Source organism: Pseudoalteromonas rubra, from assembly GCF_005887095.1.
Taxonomy (GTDB): domain Bacteria; phylum Pseudomonadota; class Gammaproteobacteria; order Enterobacterales; family Alteromonadaceae; genus Pseudoalteromonas; species Pseudoalteromonas rubra_E.
Map to the genome: position 1 here is coordinate 1 of NZ_PNCI01000065.1, position 535 is coordinate 535.

Here is a 535-nt window from a genome sequence, read left to right on the forward strand (position 1 = left end):
GGGCTCGCCTGCCTTGCCATAATCTTGTGTCCAGCCATCTTTGTTCTTGAGATTGCCATTGGGGTCATAGACATAGCGCTCAACACCATTGACTGTGGTAACGCGGTTCAGGATATCGTACTCAAAGGTGGTAGCCGTGTCTTCGGCGTTCAGCGCCCGGCTGGTCAGGTTCCCCATCGCATCAAAAGTGTAGCTGTGCTGCTGGATATAACGATAGGCACTGCTCTGAGCAACCCCCAGCGTGCTCAGCTGGCCGCGGCTGTCATAGCCCACCGCCATACTAAAGTGGCCTTTCTGGTAGGCGGTTACCCGCCCGGCCGCATCGTGCGACTCGGCAACATAGTACAGCTGGCCACGGTTGCCTTCTCGCGCTTCCTGTTTTTTATCAACCTGTCCGGCGCTGTAGTATAAGCGCTGGCCACGGGCTTCCACAAAGCGACCACGCTCCCGGGTACGACGATAGTCATCAAACTGCTGGAACACCCGACCATATTCATCAAAGGTGGTCAGCTGCACCACACATTTAGCGTCATGT

Annotated in this window: 1 protein-coding gene; it reads right to left on the reverse strand. The window is 55.9% G+C overall.

The genetic code is table 11. The features are described from left to right. Positions 1 to 535: hypothetical protein (locus tag CWB99_RS24240; RefSeq protein ID WP_171045425.1), on the reverse strand; the 535-nt coding region annotated here is incomplete at both ends.